A 14,984-nucleotide genomic window follows, 5' to 3' on the forward strand; every position below is an offset into this window, starting at 1 on the left:
CCGTTGCCGCGGTCGCGGGGGGCCGCGCGGCGGGCAGGGCGCCCGGTGGGCGCGGTCGGGGAGGGCGGTGGCGAAGAGGGCATCGGGACGTCGACGCGGGCGCGAAGTAATTGAGAATCAATATTATTTGACCTGGGCCGGTGTGTCGAATCCCTCGATCGAGGGATGCGCGGGGCGCGCACGTGTGCTGTGCAACGTTATAAACAACGTAATAGTCTCCCCGGCCCACCGCGAAGTAGGCTGTGTCGCATTGCACAGGAGCCGTTGAATGGGCCACGACCACGATCACCTGCCCAGCGAGATCCGCCACGAGAAGCCGTTGTGGTGGGCGCTGGGCCTGACCACGACCTTCCTCCTCGTCGAGGTGGTGGGCGCGTTCTGGACCAACAGCCTGGCGCTGTTGTCCGACGCGGCGCACATGGCCACCGACACGCTGGCACTGATGATCGCGCTGGTGGCGGTGCGCCTGAGCCGGCGCCCGCCCGATGCGCGCCGCACGTACGGCTATGCGCGGCTGGAAGCACTCGGCGCGATGGTCAACGGCGGCCTGCTGTTCGTGGTAGCCGGCTACATCCTGTGGGAAGCGGTGGCACGGTTCCGCCAACCGCAGGAGATCGCGTCCACCGGCATGCTGGTGATCGCGGCCTTCGGGCTGCTGATCAACCTGGTCTCGATGCGCCTGCTGCGCGCCGGCAGCGGTGAAAGCCTGAACGTCAAAGGCGCCTATCTGGAAGTGTGGGCGGACATGCTGGGTTCGGTGGCGGTGATCGTCGGCGCGCTGCTGATCCGCTGGACCGGCTGGAAACTGATCGATCCGATCCTGGCGGTCTTGATCGGGCTGTGGGTGCTGCCGCGCACCTGGGTGCTGATGCGCGAGGCGATCAACGTGCTGCTGGAAGGCGTGCCCAAGGGCATCCAGGTGGATGCGGTGCGCGCGCGGCTGTGTGCGCACGAGGGCGTGCGGGACGTGCACGACCTGCACGTGTGGGCGCTGGCCTCCAGCACGCCGGCATTGACCGCGCACGTGGTGGTCGACGAGGGCGTTGATGCCGACGGCCTGCGGCGCCGGCTGGGTTCTGCGCTGCACGAGGACTTCGGCATCGACCATGTGACCCTGCAGATCGAGGCAGACCACTGCGGCGATGACTGCGGGGACGGCACGCCCGCTGCGCACGGCGACGCCGATCACGAGCACGGCCATGATGCGCAGGGCCACCATGGCCATCCGCATCCCTGAACCGACCGGGGCAGGGCAGGGTCGCCGGGGTTGCCGCTACAATGTCGGCCTGCCTTGCCATCCCTCGGAGAAACCGCAGTGACCCGGAAACTCGTACTGTTGCGCCACGGCCAGAGCCAGTGGAACCTGGACAACCGCTTCACCGGTTGGGTGGACGTGGAGCTGACCGAGCAGGGCCGCCGCGAAGCCGCTGCCGCCGGCCGCCTGATGCGCGAGGAAGGGCTGCAGTTCGACGTGGCGCACACCTCGGTTCTCAAGCGCGCCATCCACACCCTCCAGGGGGCCCTGGCCGAGCTGGACCAGGACTGGCTGCCGGTGAGCAAGAGCTGGCGCCTGAACGAGCGACACTATGGTGGACTGCAGGGCCTGGACAAGGCTGAAACCGCTGCGAAGCATGGCGAAGACCAGGTCAAGATCTGGCGCCGCTCCTACGACATTCCGCCGCCGGCGATGGACCGCGAAGATCCGGGCCATCCGATCCACGACCGCCGTTATGCCGGCCTGGACCGCAACGCGCTGCCGGGCACCGAATCGCTGGCGACCACGCTGGAGCGCGTTCTGCCGTACTGGTTCGATGCCATCGCCCCGCAACTGAAGGACGGCAAGACCGTGCTGGTCACCGCCCACGGCAACTCGCTGCGCGCGCTGTACAAGTACCTCAACAACGTCTCGCAGGAAGCCATCCTGGAGCTCAACATCCCGACCGGCATTCCGCTGCTGTTCGAGCTCAACGAGGACCTCACCGTGCAGTCGTTCCGTTACCTGGGCGATCCGGAAGCGGCACGCAAGGCCGCCGAAGCGGTAGCGAACCAGGGCAAGGCGCGCTGAGGCGAACGCGGGTGTGCCGGCCTTTGGCCGGTACGTTTGCTGCGTTTGGGGGTCAGGCGTTACCGGACGTGGAACCTTTCACGGCGGTCGTTCGGGAACCGACCCTACCCGCCCCGCGTAGCGCGCGGGGACACGCCACGCTTGGCCGGCTTGCCGTGCCGCGTGGGGACGCACCGCATGCCGCGCAGGGACACGACGCGCGTGTCCAACGTACACCTGGCCGACGCCTGTGACCTTTGGCCGGTCCGTCACCGTTGCTACCGCGCTACGCTCGTGGATTGCCCACCATCCGGGCAATGCATCCCTGTAGCCGGAGAGTCGAATGACGTTTTCCAAGCTGGCCCCGCTGGGCCTGACCGTTGCCATCGCCATGTCGCTGGCGGCCTGCAACAAGACCGAGACCCCCGCGGCCGCCACCGCCGAGGCCGACGCCGCCAAGCCGGCGTTCGACCTGTCGCAGATCAAGACCCCGCTGATCTCGCTCAACAGCGCTGACCTGGATCCCGCCGTCGCCGCGTGTACCGACCTCAACGGCTTCGTCAACAGCAAGTGGCTGAAGGCCAACCCGGTGCCGAACGACCAGACCACCTGGGGCAGCTTCGAGATCCTGCGCGAGCGCTCGCTGGAAGTGCAGCACGCGCTGGTCCAGCAGGCGGCCGCCAGCCAGGCCAAGGCCGGCTCGGTGGAAGCCAAGATCGGCGACATCTGGAAGACCGGTTCGGACGAAGCGAAGATCGAAGCGGCCGGTATCGCCCCGCTGCAGCCGCAGCTGGACAGGATCGCCGCGCTCAATGACACCGCCGCCATCACCCAGTACCTGCGCGACAGCCAGGCGCAGGGCCAGGGCGTGCTGTTCTCGCTGTTCGCCAATGCCGACTACAAGGATTCGGGCAACGTCATCGCCTACGTCGGCCAGGGCGGCCTCGGCCTGCCGGAGAAGGGCTACTACTTCGACGCATCGCAGGCCAAGATCCGCGACGCCTACGTGGCCTACATCGCCCAGGCGCTGACCCTGTCCGGTGTCGATGCCGCCCAGGCCAAGACCCAGGCCCAGGCCGTGATGGACTTCGAAACCCGCCTGGCCAAGGCCTCGCTGTCGCGCATCGAACTGCGCGACCCGTCCAAGCGCTACAACCCGCTCAGCGCCGCTGAAGCGGACAAGCTGACCCCGAACTTCAGCTGGACCGCGTTGTTCGACACCCTGAAGGTGCCGGCCGCGCAGAAGTTCTCGCTGGCCCAGCCGGGCTTCTTCAGCGAAGTGGACAAGATGCTGGTCGACGTGCCGGCCTCCACCTGGCAGGCCTACCTGCGCTTCCACACCGTCGATGACGCTGCGCCGTACCTGAGCAGCGCCTTCGAAAAGGCCAACTTCGACTTCTACGGCACCACGCTGCGTGGGCAGAAGGAAATGCAGCCGCGCTGGAAGCGCGTGCTGGAATCGGTGAACACCTCGATCGGCGAAGGCCTCGGCCAGCTGTACGTGGATGCGGTGTTCCCGGCCGAGTCCAAGGAGCAGATGCAGCACCTGGTGGAGAATCTCTCGGTGGCGCTGAAGGCGCGCCTGGAGAAGCTGGAATGGATGGGCGAAGACACCCGCAAGAAGGCACTGGAGAAGTGGGCCAGCTTCACCCCGAAGATCGGCTACCCGGACAAGTGGCGCGACTGGTCGGGCTTTGAAACCAATGCCGACAGCTACCTGGGCAACATGCAGGCCGCGCGCGCGTTCAATTACCGCTACATGCTCAACAAGATCGGCAAGCCGGTCGACAAGACCGAGTGGGGCATGACCCCGCAGACCGTCAACGCCTACTACAACGCGACCAAGAACGAGATCGTGTTCCCGGCGGCGATCCTGCAGGCGCCGTTCTTCGACGCCAAGGCCGATCCGGCGCTGAACTACGGCGGCATCGGCGCGGTCATCGGCCACGAGATGATGCACGGCTATGACGATTCGGGCAGCCAGTTCGCCGCCAACGGCAACTTCGACAACTGGTGGACCGACGCCGACCGCAAGGCCTTCACCGGCCGCACCGACCAGCTGGTGGCGCAGTTCGACGGCTATGAATCGCTGCCGGGCGTCAACGTGAAGGGCAAGCTGACCCTGGGCGAGAACATCGGCGACCTCGGTGGCCTGACCGTGGCCTACGACGCGCTGCAGATGGCGTTGAAGGAAAACCCGAAGGCCAACGTGGCCGTCGACGGCCACAGCCAGGACCAGCGCTTCTTCATGAACTGGGCCACGGTGTGGCGTCGCAACTTCACCGATGGCGAGCTGCGCGTGCGCCTGAACACCGACCCGCATGCACCGGCGAACTTCCGTGCCAACGGCGCGCCGTCGAACATGCCGGCGTTCGCGCAGGCGTTCGAATGCAAGCCGGGCGACGCGATGGTGCGCGCGGACGACAAGCGCGTGGTGATCTGGTAATCCAAGGGGCCCGGCAATGCCGGGCCCTTTTTTGTACAAGCGGCGTCCGAGGTAGAGCGGACTGTTAGTCCGCTGCTGTCCGCGCTCGGGTCCGGTCCGCGTGGCCGACTAACAGTCGGCTCTACCTTCGGCTCTGCCTTCGCGGGGGCGGTCAGCCCGGCGTCAGCGTGGTCAACAACGCCTTGGCCGCGTTGAAGCGGTCTTCGGGCAATGGCAGCGGCACCTTGATGCGCAGCTTGTCCGGGCCGTCCATCATGTACAGCTTGGGCTGCTTCTGGATCATCTGGATCACCGCCATCGGGTCGATGCGTGGCTGCGCCTCGAACACGATGCGGCCACCACTCTCGCCCAGCTCCAGCTTGCGGATGCCCAGTGCATTGCACTGCAGCTTCAGCTCGGCCACCGCGAACAGGTGCTTGGCCGCATCCGGCAGCAACCCGAAGCGATCGATCATCTCCACCTGCAGCTCGCGCAGCTCGGCGCTGTCGCGCGCGCTGCTGATGCGCTTGTACAGGGTCAGGCGGGTGTGGACGTCGGGCAGGTAGTCGTCCGGGATCAACGCCGGTACATGCAGCTCCACCTCGGCGCCGCGAATCTCTTCGCCGGCATCCAGGTCGGGCAGCTTGCCCAGCCGGATGCTGCGCACCGCGCGTTCCAGCAGTTCGGTGTACAGGCTGAAGCCCACCTCGGCCATCTGCCCGCTCTGGTCCTCGCCCAGCAGTTCGCCGGCACCGCGGATTTCCAGGTCGTGGGTAGCCAGGGTGAAGCCGGCGCCGAGCTCGTCCATGGAGGCGATCGCTTCCAGGCGCTTCTCCGCATCCGGCGTCATCGCGCGCCTGTCCGGCACCACCAGGTAGGCGTATGCGCGGTGGTGCGAACGACCGACGCGGCCGCGCAGCTGGTGCAGCTGGGCCAGGCCGAAGCGGTCGGCGCGGTTGATGATGATGGTGTTGGCGTTGGGGATGTCGATGCCCGATTCGATGATCGTGGTCGACAGCAGCACGTTGTAGCGCTGCTTCTGGAAGTCCAGCATCACCCGCTCCAGCTCGCGCTCGGGCATCTGTCCATGGGCGATGCCGATGCGCGCCTCCGGGACCAGCTCGGCCAGGTCGCGCTGCATGCGGCCGATGCTTTCCACGTCGTTGTGCAGGAAATACAGCTGGCCACCGCGCGCCAGTTCGCGCTGGAACGCTTCGCGCAGCAGCGCGTTGTCCCAGGCGGTGATGAAGGTCTGTACCGCCAGCCGGTTCGGCGGCGGGGTGGCGATGATGGACAGGTCGCGCAGCCCGGCCATGGCCATGTTGAGCGTGCGCGGGATCGGCGTGGCGGTCAGGGTCAGCAGGTGCACGTTGGCGCGCATGGCCTTCAGCGCTTCCTTCTGGCGCACGCCGAAACGCTGCTCCTCGTCCACCACCACCAGGCCCAGGTCCTTGAACTTCACGTCCGGCTGCAGCAGGCGGTGGGTGCCGATGATCACGTCGATGGTGCCGGCGGCGACCTTCTCCAGCTCGGCCTTGATCTCCTTGGTGCTCTTGAAGCGCGACAGCACTTCCACCCGCAGCGGCCAGTCGGCGAAGCGGTCGCGGAAATTGCGGTAGTGCTGTTCCGCCAGCAGCGTGGTCGGCACCAGCACCGCCACCTGTTTGCCGGCACTGGCCGCGGCAAACGCGGCGCGCACCGCCACCTCGGTCTTGCCGAAGCCGACGTCGCCGCAGACCACGCGGTCCATCGGCTGGCTGCTGGCCAGGTCGCGCAGGGTCGCTTCGATCGCGGCGATCTGGTCCGGGGTTTCCTCGAACGGAAAGCGGGCCGCGAACGGCTCGTACATCGCGCGGTCCACGTGCAGCGCCAGACCGGCGCGCGCGCGTCGGCGGGCCTGGATTTCCAGCAGCTCGGCGGCCACGTCGCGAACCTTTTCAGCGGCCTTGCGTTTGGCCTTGCTCCACTGCTCGCCGCCCAGCGAATGCAGCGGGGCGGTTTCCGGCGAGGCACCGGAATAGCGGCTGATCAGGTGCAGCTGGGCCACCGGCACGTACAGCCGGTCGCCCTTGGCGTATTCGATTTCCAGGAACTCGCCCGGCATGCCGCCGGCGTCGAGCACGATCAGCCCGCGGTAACGGCCCACGCCATGGTCTTCATGGACGATGGGTGCGCCTTCGGTCAATTCACCCAGGTCACGGATGATCGCTTCAGGCTCGCGCCCGACCCGTCGGCTGCGCCGGGTGGTACCGGCACGCTCGGGGAACAGCTGGCGCTCGGTCAGTACCGCCAGCGCGGGCGTGTCCAGCGCGAAGCCGTCTTCCAGCGGTGCCACGGTGATCGCAAAGCGCGGCGCGTCGTCGGCCAGGAAGGTGGGCAGGTCGCTCACCACCGGCGGCTTCAGCTCGGCCGCCTGCAGCACTTCCAGCAACGCTTCGCGGCGGCCCGGCGAGTCGGCGGCGATCAGCACGCGACCGGGGTAGTGGCCGATGAACGATTTCAGCGCTTCGCCGGCGGGGGCGTCGCGTGCGGCCACCGGCAACGGCGGCAGCGGCTGGTCGCCGAGCGGCGTGGCCTCGTCGATGCGCGCGTGGTCGGCGCCCCACACTTCGACGCGCGGCAGGGTGTTCAGGCGCGCGTTGAGCGCCTCGGGGCTCAGATACAGCTCGGTGGGCGCCAGCAGCGGGCGCTCCACGTCGTGCCGGCGTTGTTCGTAGCGGTTCTGGGTCTGCGCCCAGAACGAGGCCGCCGCTTCGCCCACGCCGTTGGCGATCACCGGCAGCGCATTCGGCTGCAGGTAGTCGAACAGGGTTGCGGTCTGGTCGAAGAACAGCGGCAGGTAGTACTCCACGCCCGCCGGTGCGAGGCCGGACTTGAGATCCTGGTACAGCGCGCTGCGCCGGGTATCCACGTCGAAGCGTTCGCGCAGGGTGGCCAGCACGCGCGACACGCTCAGCTCGTCCAGCGGCACTTCGCGGCCGGGCAGCATGCGCACGGCGTCGACCTTGTCCAGCGAGCGCTGGCTTTCCGGGTCGAAGGCGCGGATCGAATCGATGTCTTCGTCGAGCAGCTCGATCCGCAGCGGCGCGTCGGCGCCCATCGGGAATACATCGAGCAGGCCGCCGCGGACGGCGAAATCGCCCGGGTCCATCACCTGCGGCACGTTGCGGTAGGCCGCCGCTTCCAGCCGGCGCTTTTCAGCGTCCAGGTCCAGGCGCTGGCCGACCTTCAGGTCGAAACTGCCGCCGATGATGTACTTGAGCGGGGCCAGCTGCTGCAGCACGGTCTGCACCGGCACCACCACGATGCCACGGCGCAGCGTGGGCAGCTGGTGCAGTGCGGCCAGGCGCTGCGAAATGATGTCAGGGTGCGGACTGAAGGCGTCGTAGGGCAGCGTTTCCCAATCCGGGAAGGCCACCACCGGCAGGTCCGACGCGCTGCCAAGCAGGGTGCGCAGGTCGGACTCGATCTGGTTGGCGCCATGGTTGTCGCGCGCGATGACCAGCAGCGGCCCGTCATGCACATCAGCGGCACGGGCGATGTACCACGCCAGTGCCGTTGGCGATGCGGGAGCGCGCCACCAGGCGCGGAGCTGGCCCGAACGGGGCAGCGGCGGAGCGGGATAGGAAGTGCGTGACATGAGCCGCCGATTTTAGCAGACGGCCATGTGATGGCTGCCTAGTTCTCGAGCTCCAGCACCATCCGCACCAGGCCCGGGGTTTCCTTCGGGTGGGGCACCTGCTTGAAGCCGAGCGATGCGGCCAGCTGCTTCATCGGCTCGTTCTCTTCCAGCACGTCGCCGTAGAGCCGATCGAGGTACTTGCCGCGCGCCCACTTCACCAGCTTGCGCATCAACTGCCGGCCCAGGCCCTGGCCGATCAGGAAGCGACTGATCAGGATGGCGTATTCCGCCTCGCGGGTGCCGGGCACGATCGACGCGCGGGCCAGTGCGCCCACGACCGCTTCACCGGCCGGCAGCGATTCGGCCGCGACCAGGGTGATCTCGAGCTTGAGGTTGGGGTGGGTCAGGCGCTGCACCGACTCGTCGGACAGTTCGCTGACCGAGTGCAGCATGCGATCGCGGATTTCTTCCGGCCCGAACAGGCTGAAGGCGCCCTTCAGCGGTTCGCCGTCTTCGGGGCGGATCGGGCGGATCAGCAGTTCATGGCCGCTGGGAGCCTTGAAGATTTCGTGCCAGGGCGGCATGCGGTTACGGGTAGCCATACCGGTGGTTCCTTGGTGGTCTTCAGATTCTCGCATCCCCGGGGTCGCGTTCCGTGAACGGAACGCTCACGCCCGTCATTCTGCCTGCTTGAGCCACTGCAGGCGGGTAGAGGCACCGGCTTCGCCCAGGTGCTGCTTCAGTGCCGGCATGGCCGGAGCCAGCACCTGGTCGAATTGCCACGGCGGATTGAGCAAAAGCATGCCGCTGCCGTTCAGCCTGAGGGGAGAGTCGTCCGGCCGCACCAGTAGTTCTACTGTAAGCACCGACTTCACCGGCAGGGCGCAGGCCTTGCGCAGGAAGTGCAGGATGGTGCGGCGCTGCTTGATCGGGAACCAGATCGCGAAGCTGGCCTGCGGCCAGCGGCCCAGGATCTCGGTGACCGAGGCGAGGATGCGCTGGTACTCGGCATCCTGGCCTTCGTAGGGCGGGTCGATCAGGACCAGGCCGCGACCGATCTTCACCCCGTTGGCCTTGGGCGGCAGCAGCGCCTTGTTCTGCGCGTAGCCGTCGGCGTGCAGCACCGCCACCCGGGTGTCGTGGGCGAACAGCGCCTTCAGCGCCGCCGCCTCGGCGTCCTGCAGCTCGCATACCGCCATGCGGTCCTGCTCGCGCATGGCCTGGGCGCTGAGCAGCGGCGAGCCGGGGTAGCTGATCATCGCCCCGACCGGGTTGTCGGCCTGCACCGCCTTGAGGTAGCGCTCCACCACGGCGGGCAGGGTCGGCTGGGCCATCAGCCGCATCACGCCGTCTTCGGCTTCCAGGGTCTTGCGGCTTTCTTCGCTGGCCAGCAGGTACCGGCCGGCGCCGCCATGGGTGTCCAGCACGAAGAACGGGCTGTCCTTGCGCTTGAAGCTGTCGAGCAGGGCAAGCTGGACGATGTGCTTGAGCACATCGGCGTGGTTGCCGGCATGGAAGGCGTGGTGGTAATTCATCGGCGCAGTGTACGGGGCGGCGGCCCCAGCGGCTATGCTGCGCGCATGAACCGCCCCCTGCACACCGTCCTGGTCGTCGAAGACGAAACCGCCATCGCCGACACCGTGCTCTACGCGCTGCGCAGCGAGGGCTACGGCGCCCAGCACTGCCTGCTGGGCGCGCAGGCGCTGCAGCAGCTGCGCCAGGCACCGGTCGACGTGGTGGTGCTGGACGTGGGCCTGCCGGACATGAGCGGCTTCGACGTGTGCCGCACCCTGCGCACCTTCAGCCAGGTGCCGGTGATCTTCCTCACCGCGCGCAATGACGAGTTCGACCGGGTCCTGGGCCTGGAGCTGGGTGCCGACGACTACATGGCCAAGCCGTTCTCGCCGCGCGAGCTGGTGGCGCGGGTGCGGGCCCGGCTGCGCCGCAGCGGCCCGGCGGTGGAGGACGGAACCGCAGGCTGGCAGGCGCACGGGCGCTTCTCCATCGACCGCGAAGGACGCCGCATCCGCTTCGACGGCCAGGCGCTGGAGCTGACCCGCTACGAATATGCGCTGCTGGCGGCATTGTTGCAGCGGCCCGGCGCGATCCTGAGCCGCGCGCAGTTGATGGACCGGGGCTGGGACAGCGCGGCCGACAGCGCCGACCGCACCATCGATACCCACGTGAAGACCCTGCGCGCCAAGCTGCGCGCGGCGGGCGCCGACACCGACCCGATCCGCACCCATCGCGGCGTGGGTTACGCGCTGGAGGTGTAGGGTGCGGCTGGGCCTGAAACTGTTCCTGGGCTTCTTCCTGATCGTGGGCATCGCCGCGTTCTTCGTGATGCGCGTGTTCGTCAATGAAGTGAAACCCGGGGTCCGCCAGGCCATGGAGGCGACCCTGGTCGATGCAGCCAACGTGCTGGCGGAAATGGCCGCTGCCGACCTGAAGGCCGGCCACATCCGCAACGGCGCGTTCGTGGCCAACCTGGCCCGCGCGCAGCGCCGCGATCCCAAGGCGATGGTGTGGCGCTTTCCCAAACGCAGCCTGGACTACCGCGTGACCATCACCGACGCGCGCGGGATCGTGGTGTACGACTCCACCGGCCGCGACATCGGTCGCGACAACTCGCGCTGGAACGATGTCTACCGCACCCTGCGCGGCGAGTACGGGGCGCGCTCCAGTCCGGAAACGCCCGGCGACGAGGTGCATTCGGTGATGCACGTGGCCGCGCCGATCCATGACCCGGCCGATCCCTCCCGTCTGATCGGCGTGCTCAGCCTGGCCCAGCCCAATCGCAGCATCGACCCGTTCATCGCCGCCAGCCAGCGCGCCATCCTGCAGCGCGGGGCGTGGCTGATCGGGTTGTCGGCGCTGGTCGGATTGTTGATGACCGGCTGGTTGATGCATGGGGTCAATCGGCTCAACCGCTATGCCAAGGCGGTCAGTGCCGGCGAACCGGTGCCGCCGCCCAAGGCGCGTCGCGATGAGATCGGCGACCTCGGGCGGGCGCTGGAAACCATGCGTCGCAAGCTGGAAGGCAAGGCCTACGTGGAGCAGTACGTACAGTCGCTGACCCATGAAATGAAGAGTCCGCTGGCGGCGATACGTGGCGCGTCCGAGCTGCTGCAGGAGCCGCTTCCGGAGGCCGACCGCGTGCACTTCGCGCGCAGCATCCAGGGCCAGGCGCAGCGCCTGACCGAAACCATCGACAAACTGCTGGCGTTGGCCGAAGTGGAGCAGCATGGCTGGCTGCAGAAGCGCGAGCGCGTGGCGGTGACGCCGCTGCTGCAGGCGGCCGCGGATGCGGTGGCGATGCGGGCGCAGGCTGCCGGGGTTGCGGTGGACATCGATTCCGACGCGGCCCTGGAGGTGCAGGGCGATCCGTATCTGCTGCGCCAGGCGCTGAACAACCTGCTGGAGAACGCACTGGCATTTTCCGCTGCCGGCAGCCGCATCGCACTGGGCGCCGCGCGCGAGGGCGACAGCGTGGTGCTGCGCGTGGCCGACCGCGGCAGCGGGGTGCCGGACTATGCGCTGGAGCGGGCCTTCGAACGCTTCTATTCGCTGGCGCGCCCCGCCACTGGCCAGCGCAGTTCGGGGCTGGGCTTGTCATTCGTGCAGGAAGTGGCGCGGCTGCACGGCGGCCGGGCGGAGCTGGCCAATCGCGAGGGCGGCGGCGCAGTCGCAACCCTGACGCTTGGGTGACCCCGCGACTTCACATTCGCTTCAAACACGGCACATCGTCCGCCCACCGGCACCCGGGATGCTGGCACCCTTCCCAACCGAGGACGGGTGATGAAATCCCTTCAGATGCTGTTGCGGTTCGCCATCGTGGGCGGACTGATCCTGTTGCTGCTGGTTCCGCTGATGATGATCCGCGGCGTGATCAGCGAACGCGAGGCGTATCGCGACGAGGCCTACCTGCGCGTGGCGCAGGGCCGTGCCGGCGCGCAGACCCTCACCGGCCCGATCCGGGTCGTGCCCTGGACGGAAACCCGCCAGGTGGAAGTCGTCGATGCGGCCGGCACCAAGAAGGTGGAAAGCCAGGTCGAGCAGAGCTACTGGCTGCAGATGCCGTCCAAGCTGGTGGTCGATGGCGGCATGGTGCCGGACGAGCGCCGGATCGGCCTGTTCCGGGTGCCGGTGTACACCTGGAAGGCCAAGGTCAGCGCCGAGTTCAGCGATGACGACTATCCGGTCAAGGCCGGGCGGGTGTACGGCACGCCGTACCTGGCGGTGGGCATCGCCGACGTCCGCGGCCTGGTCGGCTCGCCGGAGCTCAAGGTGGATGGCCACGCACTGACCCTGCAGCCGGGCGTAGGCGATGTGAGCGGCATCGGCAAGGGCCTGCACGTGCCGCTGCAGGGCTTCGCCGACACCGCCGGTGGCCTGCTGGCGGCCAGCAGGGTGGAGCTGTCGCTGGTGCTGGATGGCACCCGTTCGCTGGCGGTGGTGCCGGTGGGCGACGACAGCCGCATCGCGATCCGCTCGCCGTGGCCGCACCCGCTGTTCGGTGGCAGCTTCCTGCCCAACGAGCGCCAGGTGGGCGAGAACGGCTTCGAGGCACAGTGGGCGGTGTCGTCGCTGGCGTCGGAGGCGCAGCGCCAGCTGCGCGGCAGCGCTGGCGTGGAAGCGGAAACGGTCAGCGTGGAGCTGGTCAATCCGGTGGACATCTACACCCAGGCCGACCGTGCCAGCAAGTACGGCATCCTCTTCATCGTGCTCACCTTCGTCGGCTTCATCCTGTTCGAGTTGATCAAGCGCCTGCGCATCCACCCGCTGCAGTACCTGATGGTCGGCCTGGCGCTGGCGATCTTCTTCCTGCTGCTGTTGAGCCTGTCCGAGCACATTCCGTTCTGGGTGGCCTACGTGGTGTCGGCCGTGGCCTGCATCGGACTGCAGGCGGTGTACCTGTCCGGCGTGCTGCGCAGCTGGCTGCGCGGCCTGGGCTTCGCCGGCATGCTGACCGTCCTCTACGGCGCGCTGTACGGATTGCTGGTGTCGGAGAACAACGCGCTGCTGATGGGCTCGCTGCTGTTGTTCGCGGTGCTGGCGACGGCGATGTGGGTCACCCGCCGGATCGACTGGTACGAACTTGGGGCGAGCCTCAAGTAAGCGGCGCTGACGTAATCCGCCATGCTGCACGACGCTTCCGGCTTCGTGTGGGACCCCCAGGCGCTGCTGGGACAAGGACAGGCTGGTAACCGCGCCGGATCGCGCTAGGTTCCAGCCCCTCGTCACCTCACCACACGACCATGGCGAACCTTACGTTGTCCCCGGTGGGCCGTGCTGGCGGCGCACCGGTCTCTCCGTCGTCCCCGCCATCGTCGCGCGGTCGGCCTGCTGCCGCCCCGGCCTCGATCCGCAATGCGCCGCCGTGCGCACCGACGCGCAGACTGTGGCTGGATGGCATACCGCGCGCCGAGCTGGACGCGCTCGCCGCTGCCCTGCGACAGGGGCCGCTGGACGCCCATTTCTTCCTGACCCTGCAGCCGCACTTCCATCGCACCGCGCTGGCTGCGCCGATGGCGCAGGGGTTGGTGGACGATGCGCTGGACCGGTTGCTGCCCGCCGGGCTGCCCGCCGCGCAGCGTGCCGCCTGGCGCAGCAGCCTGATGGCATTGCTGACCCTGCCACGGGTGGACTGGGAAGTGCAGTGCGCACCGTTGCGCGCACTGCTCACCGACGCGGTTGCTCGCCGCAATACGCTGCTACGGGCGATGCGCGATGCCCTGTACCGCCCGCTGGACCAGCCGCGACGCGCCTGGAACGCGGCGGTTGATGCCGAGCGCGCGCTCGGCGTGGCGGACGCCCGCGAGGTGGCACACCATATGTGCAGCCTGTCGCCATCGCGTCAGCGTGACGCGGTGCGCCAGCAGCTGCGCAACTGGATGCCGACACTGACTCCGGCGCAGCTCGACCGTGCGGTGGCACAGGCCGCTGCCGCCGCCGCGCTCAATGGCGCCTGCATCGATGCACGCAGCGCGCTGCCGGCGCTGTTCGACGGCGTCGATGACGCGGGCGTGCCGTTGATCGGCGATGCCCAGCGCGCCCGGATACTGGCGACGCTGGACCAGCTGGCCGGCGGCGCGCCAGACCCCTTGCTGGCTACCCAAGGGGGCCGCGGGGACCGGCTGGGCCAGTGGCTGTTGTCGGTGGCCGACCGTGCAGCCCTGGCCGCCACGGCGCGCCCCAGCCTGCGCCGCGCACTGGGCGATGCGGTGTTGTTCGTTGCCGGGCTCGCGCCTGGACTGAAGGCGCTGCGTTGGGGTGCGGCGGATGCTGCGTTGCCGACACCACGTGAAGCGCACACCGTGACCATGGCCGATGCCCCGCCAGCGGTGGCGTCGGGCGCATCACGGCAGGGCGGGCGCAGCATGCTTGCGATGGCCGCAGGTCTGGTCGGCGGCGGGCTGGGCGTGGCGACGCTGGGCTGGCGCTGGGTATCCGGGGACACGCAGGTCATTGCGCCCACGGGGGATGCGCAACCGTGCCGGGTGCCCAAGCCGGAACCGGACCCGGCGCGGGTGGACGAGCGGACGCGGCACGTAGTGCGGCTCCTGGACGCCGTGATCGACCGCGACGGCGAGGGATCGATCTGGGACGCGCTGTGGCAACGTGTGCACCAGGGCGCAGGGGGCGATGCGACGTCGCTGCGCGGCACCGTGGCCACCCTGCTGGAGTCCAACGAGGTCGCACGCGAGGTCATCGACGCGTTGGACGGACTTCCGCCCGCCGAGGGCAGGGTGCGTGTGCGCCGCGCGCTTCGCCCCCTCCCGATGCCACGTGGTGGCGGCGAAGGCCTGGATGCCAGCGAGCACGACCGGCTCGACGCGGCCACCCGCCTGCTGGTCGACGTGGCGCAGCAGGCGCCGCCGCCGCAACAAGCC

10 protein-coding genes are annotated in these 14,984 nt (G+C 68.5%); 7 read left to right on the forward strand and 3 right to left on the reverse strand.

The features are described 5' to 3' along the window. The first annotated feature begins 268 nt into the window (after positions 1-268). The 3 genes from RWO33_RS14400 (at position 269) to RWO33_RS14410 (ending at position 4,490) form a co-directional block, all read left to right on the forward strand. A complete protein-coding gene (locus RWO33_RS14400; RefSeq protein ID WP_314105755.1) occupies positions 269-1,237 on the forward strand; it encodes a cation diffusion facilitator family transporter in 969 nt (322 codons plus the stop codon). 78 nt (positions 1,238-1,315) lie between these two features. After that, positions 1,316-2,065 carry a 2,3-diphosphoglycerate-dependent phosphoglycerate mutase gene (gpmA, locus tag RWO33_RS14405; protein ID WP_314105757.1) on the forward strand — a complete coding sequence of 250 codons (750 nt, stop codon included), beginning with the start codon at positions 1,316-1,318 and terminating at the stop codon, positions 2,063-2,065. A 322-nt stretch (positions 2,066-2,387) separates the two neighbouring features. Beyond that, complete coding sequence (locus tag RWO33_RS14410) at positions 2,388-4,490, forward strand: M13 family metallopeptidase (protein WP_314105759.1); 2,103 nt, start codon at positions 2,388-2,390, stop codon at positions 4,488-4,490. Positions 4,491-4,641: 151 nt separating this feature from the next. Here the strand turns inward: RWO33_RS14410 and mfd are convergent, their stop codons facing one another. From mfd to rlmJ, 3 genes are all read right to left on the reverse strand, one after another. Beyond that, on the reverse strand, positions 4,642-8,109 hold the full coding sequence (gene mfd / locus RWO33_RS14415) for a transcription-repair coupling factor (protein ID WP_314105761.1): 3,468 nt from the start codon (positions 8,107-8,109) through the stop codon (positions 4,642-4,644). A gap of 38 nt (positions 8,110-8,147) precedes the next feature. Further along, positions 8,148-8,693, reverse strand: coding sequence for a GNAT family N-acetyltransferase (locus RWO33_RS14420; RefSeq protein ID WP_145478200.1), 546 nt, complete (start codon positions 8,691-8,693; stop codon positions 8,148-8,150). 75 nt (positions 8,694-8,768) lie between these two features. Continuing rightward, positions 8,769-9,626, reverse strand: a complete 858-nt coding sequence (rlmJ, locus tag RWO33_RS14425) for a 23S rRNA (adenine(2030)-N(6))-methyltransferase RlmJ (RefSeq protein ID WP_314105763.1) — start codon at positions 9,624-9,626, stop codon at positions 8,769-8,771. Between the two features lie 45 nt (positions 9,627-9,671). On the opposite strand from rlmJ, the gene creB reads away from it, so the two are divergent. From creB to RWO33_RS14445, 4 genes are all read left to right on the forward strand, one after another. Then, on the forward strand, positions 9,672-10,367 hold the full coding sequence (creB, locus tag RWO33_RS14430; protein WP_145478198.1) for a two-component system response regulator CreB: 696 nt from the start codon (positions 9,672-9,674) through the stop codon (positions 10,365-10,367). A gap of 1 nt (position 10,368) precedes the next feature. Further along, positions 10,369-11,799, forward strand: a complete 1,431-nt coding sequence (creC, locus tag RWO33_RS14435) for a two-component system sensor histidine kinase CreC (RefSeq protein ID WP_314105766.1) — start codon at positions 10,369-10,371, stop codon at positions 11,797-11,799. Positions 11,800-11,889: 90 nt separating this feature from the next. Then, positions 11,890-13,209, forward strand: coding sequence for a cell envelope integrity protein CreD (gene creD / locus RWO33_RS14440; RefSeq protein ID WP_314105768.1), 1,320 nt, complete (start codon positions 11,890-11,892; stop codon positions 13,207-13,209). A 140-nt stretch (positions 13,210-13,349) separates the two neighbouring features. Continuing rightward, positions 13,350-14,984: hypothetical protein (locus RWO33_RS14445; protein ID WP_314105769.1), on the forward strand; the 1,635-nt coding region annotated here is incomplete at its 3' end.

It is taken from the genome of uncultured Stenotrophomonas sp. (assembly GCF_963519925.1).
Classification (GTDB): domain Bacteria; phylum Pseudomonadota; class Gammaproteobacteria; order Xanthomonadales; family Xanthomonadaceae; genus Stenotrophomonas; species Stenotrophomonas maltophilia_AE.